Genomic DNA, 6,943 nt, shown 5'->3' with positions numbered 1-6,943 from the left:
TCACAAGCTGAAATACTGCGGTTCTTAAGAGATGTTCACTCGGCCCTCAAAAGCGGACATCGGCTGCCAAAAGTCCGCGGCATCGCCGCGGGCTTAACCTTCAAGTGTTCGAGACGCGGGTCAATACCCGAATGTTGCGCCGCTCCTTGGTCTCCGGTGAAACCGGTTTGGTTGGCGAGGATTCCAACGGAGCGGATGCCTCAGGCTTGTAAGCAAGTGCCTCCGCAATCCATCGCGGCCATTCGGGTTTCGGCTCTGGCTCAACACGCCGTTGAAGCAACTTCTGAAGTATGTCGCTCATGCCTGCTCCTGCGATTGCAACCAAAGCTCTTCGTAAGAAGCATCCCCATCGCGCACGGCGCCGAGGCTGCCAAGGACGCTGACAGCCGCGTGCTGCACGCTCTCCTCGATGTGCGCTTCCATCGTCACGTCGTCGCCGGGATGCACGATGACCCGCTCGATGCGGTGAACGAACCGGATGGGATTGTCGTCTTCACTCACGATCGGCTGCATCGGTTTGCCCCATCCGCGATCGAGAATGGCGTTGGCCGCCATGACGCGGGCGTGGGCGGGCGCTTCCTTGTCGCGCATGATCTGCACGAGAGTCTTGATGGCGAGGTTCGTATGCGTCCGCGCCAAGGATTTGATCTCAGTGAGCGTCCGCTGCTTCAGAGCGCGGCGAGCAGCCGCCCTGGCGAGAGCATTTTGGGAAAGAAGGTTGTAGTTCACCGCTTCGGTCATGGGGGAAATCCATCTGAAAATTACTCCGGTCAATCTTGGATCGAGACACAAAAAACCCACGTCGGAAAACCGGCGCGGGCGCGAAATAAACTCGTCTCGATGATGCTATTCTGCCAGTGTTTTGCCCGACGGGTCAAGTTAGTTGGATCTTGTAATTGACTTCTTGCTTGAGTGCGGCCGGCTTGCATACCCCTCCGGCAAGTGAGAATTATCTAAGCCCATTGTATTTGACTTTGCCTTGACTACCGTCGGGGCAACGCTGAAATGCTGTTTTCCGAGAGCTGTCCTATGCCGTCGCATCAATCAACTTATTCGCTTTTGCCGCCCGGACTTGACCTAACCTGCCAAATCCTGATCAGCATAGGGAAACTGATCGCGGTCTGGGCGAACTGCGAGACGTGCTTTTATGCAATCTACTTCTGCCTGGGTGGTCGATCAAATGGCAATGCCGATGTTACATGGGCATCTGTACTAAGCACTCGTCGGCGTCTAACGATGCTGCACCATCTAGTCAGATATGAAAATGGAATAGATGATCAAACAAAGAATGAGATTCTGAAGTGTCTGCAAGAGTTTGATGCCCTGACCGCCATACGCAACTACTACTGTCATGCTAGATATCGGACCGCCGAAGACGGTGAGACCATTCTCAGCATTGACCAATGGAGCCTAGCTCCGCTCGGCACAATTTCCGATCCAATTTTCAAAGAACGATCAAAACCTGCCAGCAAACAGACCGTCAATGAGATCTGTTCTACGGCAGATCGGATTGTTGGACTGAGCGATCGAGTAGCAACACTTGCTCATTCAGTGAAGGAGCAGCTCAAGCTGGACATTCCATCTTGGCCGCCGCTGCCTCTGACTCAGCCCTGAAAGGATTACCTGGGCCGATCCGTTTCCACTTAGCCCCTCTTCAGCTTCCGCTCCACCTTCTTCCGGCTGCTGCCCACCTTCTTGACCGCCTTCTTTACCGCCGAAGCCGACCGGCGCGTTTTCTTCGCCTCGTACTGCACCTCGTAGTCCTGTCCGCCTGCCACGCGCGCGCGATCCTGCTTGCGACCGCGACCGGTCTGCTTCTTCGCTTTAGCCATATTGCACCTCCATGCCTTGCGAAAACGCACGGAGATTCAGTTGGTTCCTTGTACATCATTTGGTCGCGCCGCGAGGCCGGAACGAATCCCCGCAAAAAGATTCGAATCAAATGAGTTGTTGCGTGGAGTGATTGAGTGGCGTCCCAGCGTCAGCGAAAGGCACCGGCGATAGGCGTCAAGGCGCCCTACCCGGACTTTATCGAACCGGCCTTGGCATCCTCCGTCCCGAGGGTGCCCTCCGGAGAGCGGTGGATTCACGAAATCAAGTTCGACGGCTATCGCGTCCAGGTGCATTTGGCCAACGAGGCCGTGACCATCTACACCCGCCGCGGGCACGATTGGACCAGACGCTTCAAGAAGGTTGCCGAGGACGCGTGGCACATCAAGGCAGGCTCGGCGATCATCGACGGAGAGGTTGTCGTCCCGGCCGAAGACGGCACGACCGATTTTTCGGTGCTTCAGAATGAACTCAAGGGCACGTCCTCAAAGATCGTGCTCGTGGCTTTCGACCTGCTCTATCTCAATGGACGAGACCTCCGCAGCCTGCCGCTGGTTCAGCGCAAGGCCGAGCTGAAGAAGATCGTTGCCGGCACCGACGTGCAGTTCAGCGAAAGCTTTGAGATCGACGGCCGCCAGATGTTCGCCCACGCCTGCAAGGTCGGGCTTGAGGGCGTGGTCTCCAAGGTTCGCGACAGCGTCTACAACTCCGGCCGGAACAGCAATTGGACCAAGACGACCTGCGCCCAGCGTGAAACCTTGACCATCGCCGGTTTCGCGCTCGATGAAGGCAAGTGGGACGGCGTCTATCTCGGCCGCCGCAAGGGCGATGATCTGATCTATGCCGGCAAGGTCGACCACGGTTTCGACAAGACATCAGCAGCCGAGCTACGCAAGCGCCTGGAGCCGCTGCGGCGCAGGACGCAGCCTTACGCCAAGCGGATCGCGCACAAGGGCATCTGGGTCCAACCAAAATTGCTTGCCGAGATCGAGTACCGCGCCAAGTCTGCCGAGGGAAAGGTGCGGCATCCATTCTTCAAGGGATTGCGAGAGGACATTTGACTGAGATCTTGGAAATCAGTTTTTCCACAGCCACGAGCGGCAGTAGCTGGCCGCCGAAGTCGCCTACTAGGAATCGATAATTTGCCAACCCGGTTGGCTCATGCCTTTGATGACCGGATGTCCACGAAGTCGCGCTCATACCTGTTCGGCACTCAGATCAAGATGGCGGCCGAGCGCGCCCGAGAGGCGCGCAAGGAAGCTGACAAGCTGGCCTGCGTGGCGTGGAACAGCCGGATGCTCGGCTATAAGGGACCGGCGCAGCCCTCGCCGACCATTGGCGACGCGATCAACGGAGGATACCCATACCTCGAGGTGCGCTGTCATGGCTGCGATACCAACCAGACGATAGCACTCGACATCATCAGGCGCCCAAAAACGACTCCGATCCACGAACTCGAACGCTACATGCGCTGCAAGGACTGTTCGCAGGTGCGCGGCTATCCGTACAAGCGCAGCGAGCTTGTGGCGCTGAGGCCGACAAAGATTTCAGCCAGCCACCCGCCCTCGACCTGGTGGCCGGGCGAGCGATAAGAGACAAATCCCAATCATGTGTAATCTGTATTCTATCACGACCAATCAGGCTGCCATCGCCGACCTCTTCCGTGTTGTCCGTCGTTACGAAGGCAATTTGCCGCCGATGCCCGGCGTCTTTCCGGATTACCCCGCTCCCGTCATTCGCGACGGAGGCGCCGGCGAGCGCGAACTCGTGATGATGCGTTGGGGCATGCCGCCGCCGCCCCGCACCGGCGGGCCGCCTGTCACGAACATCCGCAATACCTCATCGCCACACTGGCGCGCCTGGCTCAAACCCGAGCACCGCTGCCTCGTGCCTGCCAACAGTTTTGCCGAGTACGCGTCCGAGCCCAACCCGGAGACGAAGAAGAAAGATGTCGTTTGGTTTGCACTAGCCGAAGAGCGTCCGCTGTTCGCATTCGCAGGCATCTGGACGACGTTCAATGGTGATCGAGGGACCAAGTCAAAGCCCGTTCCGGGGCCGCATCAAGTCTACGGATTTCTGACGACGGCCGCGAATGCGATTGTTGAGCCCATCCATCCCAAAGCCATGCCAGTGCTCCTGACGACCTCGGAGGAATGGGACGTGTGGCTGCGGGCACCTTGGGACGAAGCGAGGGCGTTGCAGCGGCCGCTTCGAGACGACGCCCTCAAGATCGTGGCGCGAGGGACCGAGAAGGAAGACGTGATCGCCTAGGCAGCCCACCTGCCTTGCAGGGCGGAAGCACGCTCGGTCTCTCAGCCACCGACGCCGACGGACATGAGCCTCGGCCGGTAATGTCTTGCAAACGACCGAAGCGGCTTTGGTTCAGTAGTGGACACAAGGGCCAAGCCGCAACTTGAGTAAGTGGCTCAAGATGCTCAAGCTTCTCCGATAAATTTAATTCGCGCGCATATCAAATGATAGGACTCTTCACCACCGATGGGCTAAAGTAAATCCATCATCGCAAGGCCCGTGGCAGAGATCGGTGATGAGAACGCCCATCGCGCTCCCGCCCTTCTCTAACGAGGGAGAACGCCATGCAAAAGCGGCGTCGTTTCAAACAGACCACCACCTTGCGCGAGAGACTCGCGGACGAAGCGGAGCGCTGCCGCGAGGAAGCGCGCAAGTTGACCCCTGGCCCCCGCCGCGACATGCTGCTGCGCCAGGCGCGCCGGGACGAAACCGCCATGCAGATCGATTCCTGGCTGCGCTCGCCCGGCCTGAGGGCGCCGACATGATGCAATATCGCGCTTATCTCGTCGGCGAGAACGGCGTCTTCCGCTCCGCCGAAGCGTTCGAAGCCCCGTCCGATTCCAGCGCGGTGGTCATCGCCAAAAAGTTCACGCGGCTCGGCAAGGTCGAGGTCTGGCAGCTCGGCCGAAAGATCGCCGTGCTGGAGTCGGAGCAATTGCGCCCGCCCCTGCCCGAGCCGTCCCGCCCGACGCTGACGCGTCAATGACCGCGTGAGCGCGGCCGCGACTTCAGGTCTTCGATCTGGAAGCAGAACTTCACCTGCATGACGGGACCGCTGGCATCGCGCACGTCGATCGCCAGCTCCTGCCGGTCGCCGGTGAGCGGCGCGGAGAGCAGCGCATCGCGCGCGAGGTCAGCGACCGACTTGGCCGCCTCGGCCTGAACGGCACGCGGGCTCGACAATTCCAGCCCCTCCTCGTCCAGCGCAATTCCCTTGTCGTCGCGAAGGTCGAAGTAATATCGGGCCATGACCGCATTCCTTTGGCCTATAGGCCCAAGAGCGGGCAAAGGTTGCTAGCGCGTCGAAAAAAAATCGCTTGGGATCAATGAGTTCCGGGAACACGTGGGATCCGCGACCGTGGGCCGGCCTCACTCCTCCGCAAGCTTACGCTCGATATAGGCGTCCACCGTCTCGGCGAACGAGCGCTGCACCCCGACGGCGGCATCGTGCTGGTCAAGCGCGTCGCGTTGGAGCACGCGCAGGCCCCGCCCGCGCATGCTTAACGGTGCGGTGTTCAGGTACTGGTCGATGGCGCCCTTGGCAAGCGGGATGGCCTTGGGATCGCCCCTGGCGATCAGGAGCCTGAGCAGGCTCTGGCATTCGGCCAAGCCGGGCATGGCGTCTGTCACCTCGCTTGCGATTTCGGCTTCGGCCGCTGCGCCGGCTGGGTATGCGTTCCAAACAGCGCCAGCAGCAGCGCGACTTCTTCCTTCGAACCGATCTGGATCATGATTGTCTCTCCGTTTCGCTTCGTTGGTCGGCCCGGGCCGGCGCCGAGTTCAGGACGATCTGGTTTCAGCACTGTTTCAGGCGTGTTTCGTCCGTGGGCAGGACTTCCGAGCTGGAGCGCTCCTAAGCTTGCCGTGGGCTTGGCAGAAAAGGAAAGGCCGCCCCAAGGCGGCCAGTTTCAGACTTTCCTTGTTTGGTTATTTCTTGAGGGCGTCAGAGGCGTCTCGCGCTGCGTCCTTCACGTCTCCCGCAACGTTGTGGGCGGATCCCTTGGCCTTATCCATCTTGCCTTCGGCTTCGAGGTCCTTGTCTCCGGTAAGCTTGCCGGCCCCTTCTTTGATCGCGCCCTTTGCCTTGTCGGCGGTGCCCTTCACGTGTTCACGGTCCATGATCGTTATCCCTTTCTTGGGTAGAAGACGAGCCAACGAAGCCGGTGCGCCATCGTTCCGCGAAACGCGCGCCGCTCTTCCACAGCAGGACTTTGCCTCTTGCGGCGCCCGTAAAGGATTGTCCCGGGGGATGCGGAGCTGTTTACATAGCTGGCCCTGGTTTCGCTCTGCGGGTGTCCAAAAGTGCACAGACAGGGGCCGCGAAGATTGGCTTAGCTCCTGCCATTGGACTTATAATTCTTTACTGGCGATCAGCCCGGACGCTCACGCGCCGGGTTTTTTCGTTCGGATCCGCCTTCAGGATCTCTGCGGAACGTACCGGATTTACCTAAGTTAACGGGCAAGGAGTTCTTGCCCATGAGTCACACGGTCTTGCTTGTAGATGATGATCCCAACGTGCGCGACGTGCTCGCAAGCATGTTGGAGGACCTCGGCTGCAAGGTCGTTTGCGCCCAGAGCGGCGGCGAAGCGCTCGACGCCTTGCGGGACAATGAAAGCATTTCCATCCTGATAACGGACATCAACATGCCGGGCATGGATGGTCATGAATTGGCCGAACGCGCTCGACGCCTGCGTCCGGCCGTGAAGGTGCTGCAGGTATCCGGCCGGGAGCCGCGACGAGGCGGCCTTCCCTTGCTCCGCAAGCCCTTCACCGAAGATGACCTGGCGCGCGTGATGCAACAAACGACCGGTCTTTGCTAGGGCAAGAGTTCGTGCAAGCAGCGCTCCCTCGCGAGTGGGGTTTCGTGCCTACGCGGGAACCGTCCGTCACTTACCGAGTTTTCCTGCTATGAAACTCCTCACTGAATATCTGGAACGCGCAGTTCAACTCGAAAGGCTTGCCGCGGACGAGACGGATGGGGAGTTTCGAAACCAACTGCTGACGCAGGCCCAGTCGTATCGAAAGCTTGCCGCTAAGCGGGCAGAAGATTACGGCTTGCCCATGCCCAGCCCGCCAAATTAC

General features: G+C 59.5%; 12 protein-coding genes. 7 read left to right on the top strand and 5 right to left on the bottom strand.

Annotation, left to right across the window (positions count from 1 at the left end; genetic code table 11):
- Positions 1 to 297: 297 nt before the first annotated feature.
- A complete protein-coding gene (locus ACM43_RS27280) occupies positions 298 to 741 on the bottom strand; it encodes a hypothetical protein (RefSeq protein WP_271544283.1) in 444 nt (147 codons plus the stop codon).
- 264 nt (positions 742 to 1,005) lie between these two features.
- On the opposite strand from ACM43_RS27280, the gene ACM43_RS27275 reads away from it, so the two are divergent.
- On the top strand, positions 1,006 to 1,614 hold the full coding sequence (locus ACM43_RS27275; RefSeq protein WP_271544281.1) for a hypothetical protein: 609 nt from the start codon (positions 1,006 to 1,008) through the stop codon (positions 1,612 to 1,614).
- Between the two features lie 29 nt (positions 1,615 to 1,643).
- Here ACM43_RS27275 and ACM43_RS27270 read toward each other — a convergent pair whose 3' ends face one another.
- On the bottom strand, positions 1,644 to 1,832 hold the full coding sequence (locus tag ACM43_RS27270; protein WP_271544279.1) for a DUF3606 domain-containing protein: 189 nt from the start codon (positions 1,830 to 1,832) through the stop codon (positions 1,644 to 1,646).
- A gap of 135 nt (positions 1,833 to 1,967) precedes the next feature.
- Here ACM43_RS27270 and ligD point away from each other — a divergent pair, with 135 nt between their 5' ends.
- The 5 genes from ligD (at position 1,968) to ACM43_RS27245 (ending at position 4,846) form a co-directional block, all read left to right on the top strand.
- Positions 1,968 to 2,891: a non-homologous end-joining DNA ligase gene (gene ligD, locus ACM43_RS27265; RefSeq protein WP_271544277.1), complete on the top strand. Its 924-nt coding sequence runs from the start codon at positions 1,968 to 1,970 to the stop codon at positions 2,889 to 2,891.
- A gap of 117 nt (positions 2,892 to 3,008) precedes the next feature.
- Positions 3,009 to 3,422 (top strand): hypothetical protein, encoded by a 414-nt coding sequence (locus ACM43_RS27260; protein WP_271544317.1) that lies wholly within the window; start codon positions 3,009 to 3,011, stop codon positions 3,420 to 3,422.
- Positions 3,423 to 3,438: 16 nt separating this feature from the next.
- Positions 3,439 to 4,101, top strand: coding sequence for an SOS response-associated peptidase (locus ACM43_RS27255; RefSeq protein WP_271544275.1), 663 nt, complete (start codon positions 3,439 to 3,441; stop codon positions 4,099 to 4,101).
- A 323-nt stretch (positions 4,102 to 4,424) separates the two neighbouring features.
- On the top strand, positions 4,425 to 4,625 hold the full coding sequence (locus ACM43_RS27250) for a hypothetical protein (RefSeq protein ID WP_109142994.1): 201 nt from the start codon (positions 4,425 to 4,427) through the stop codon (positions 4,623 to 4,625).
- Entirely contained in the window at positions 4,622 to 4,846 is a 225-nt protein-coding gene (locus ACM43_RS27245) for a hypothetical protein (protein WP_157283845.1), read from the top strand. The genes ACM43_RS27250 and ACM43_RS27245 overlap by 4 nt, the downstream gene beginning before the upstream one ends.
- On the opposite strand, the gene ACM43_RS27240 is transcribed toward ACM43_RS27245, so the two are convergent.
- The 3 genes from ACM43_RS27240 to ACM43_RS27230 form a co-directional block, all read right to left on the bottom strand.
- Positions 4,840 to 5,109 (bottom strand): DUF6894 family protein, encoded by a 270-nt coding sequence (locus tag ACM43_RS27240; RefSeq protein ID WP_271544271.1) that lies wholly within the window; start codon positions 5,107 to 5,109, stop codon positions 4,840 to 4,842. The genes ACM43_RS27245 and ACM43_RS27240 overlap by 7 nt on opposite strands.
- Before the next feature lie 120 nt (positions 5,110 to 5,229).
- Entirely contained in the window at positions 5,230 to 5,478 is a 249-nt protein-coding gene (locus ACM43_RS27235) for a hypothetical protein (RefSeq protein ID WP_109142991.1), read from the bottom strand.
- 309 nt (positions 5,479 to 5,787) lie between these two features.
- Positions 5,788 to 5,979, bottom strand: coding sequence for a CsbD family protein (locus ACM43_RS27230; RefSeq protein ID WP_271544269.1), 192 nt, complete (start codon positions 5,977 to 5,979; stop codon positions 5,788 to 5,790).
- Between the two features lie 357 nt (positions 5,980 to 6,336).
- On the opposite strand from ACM43_RS27230, the gene ACM43_RS27225 reads away from it, so the two are divergent.
- Positions 6,337 to 6,681, top strand: coding sequence for a response regulator (locus tag ACM43_RS27225; protein ID WP_271544267.1), 345 nt, complete (start codon positions 6,337 to 6,339; stop codon positions 6,679 to 6,681).
- Positions 6,682 to 6,943: the final 262 nt, after the last annotated feature.

It is taken from the genome of Bradyrhizobium sp. CCBAU 45321, from assembly GCF_028128975.1.
Lineage (GTDB): Bacteria > Pseudomonadota > Alphaproteobacteria > Rhizobiales > Xanthobacteraceae > Bradyrhizobium > Bradyrhizobium yuanmingense.
Note: the sequence above shows the minus strand (reverse complement) of the source record. Positions and strands in the feature narration are given on the sequence as shown.

Excerpts from the sequence above, each read along its gene's own strand:
- ACM43_RS27280 (WP_271544283.1), bottom strand. The coding sequence starts at position 741 with ATGACCGAAGCGGTGAACTACAACCTTCTTTCCCAAAATGCTCTCGCC.
- ACM43_RS27275 (WP_271544281.1), top strand. The coding sequence starts at position 1,006 with ATGCTGTTTTCCGAGAGCTGTCCTATGCCGTCGCATCAATCAACTTAT.
- ACM43_RS27270 (WP_271544279.1), bottom strand. The coding sequence starts at position 1,832 with ATGGCTAAAGCGAAGAAGCAGACCGGTCGCGGTCGCAAGCAGGATCGC.
- ACM43_RS27260 (WP_271544317.1), top strand. The coding sequence starts at position 3,009 with ATGTCCACGAAGTCGCGCTCATACCTGTTCGGCACTCAGATCAAGATG.
- ACM43_RS27255 (WP_271544275.1), top strand. The coding sequence starts at position 3,439 with ATGTGTAATCTGTATTCTATCACGACCAATCAGGCTGCCATCGCCGAC.
- ACM43_RS27250 (WP_109142994.1), top strand. The coding sequence starts at position 4,425 with ATGCAAAAGCGGCGTCGTTTCAAACAGACCACCACCTTGCGCGAGAGA.
- ACM43_RS27245 (WP_157283845.1), top strand. The coding sequence starts at position 4,622 with ATGATGCAATATCGCGCTTATCTCGTCGGCGAGAACGGCGTCTTCCGC.
- ACM43_RS27240 (WP_271544271.1), bottom strand. The coding sequence starts at position 5,109 with ATGGCCCGATATTACTTCGACCTTCGCGACGACAAGGGAATTGCGCTG.
- ACM43_RS27235 (WP_109142991.1), bottom strand. The coding sequence starts at position 5,478 with ATGCCCGGCTTGGCCGAATGCCAGAGCCTGCTCAGGCTCCTGATCGCC.
- ACM43_RS27230 (WP_271544269.1), bottom strand. The coding sequence starts at position 5,979 with ATGGACCGTGAACACGTGAAGGGCACCGCCGACAAGGCAAAGGGCGCG.
- ACM43_RS27225 (WP_271544267.1), top strand. The coding sequence starts at position 6,337 with ATGAGTCACACGGTCTTGCTTGTAGATGATGATCCCAACGTGCGCGAC.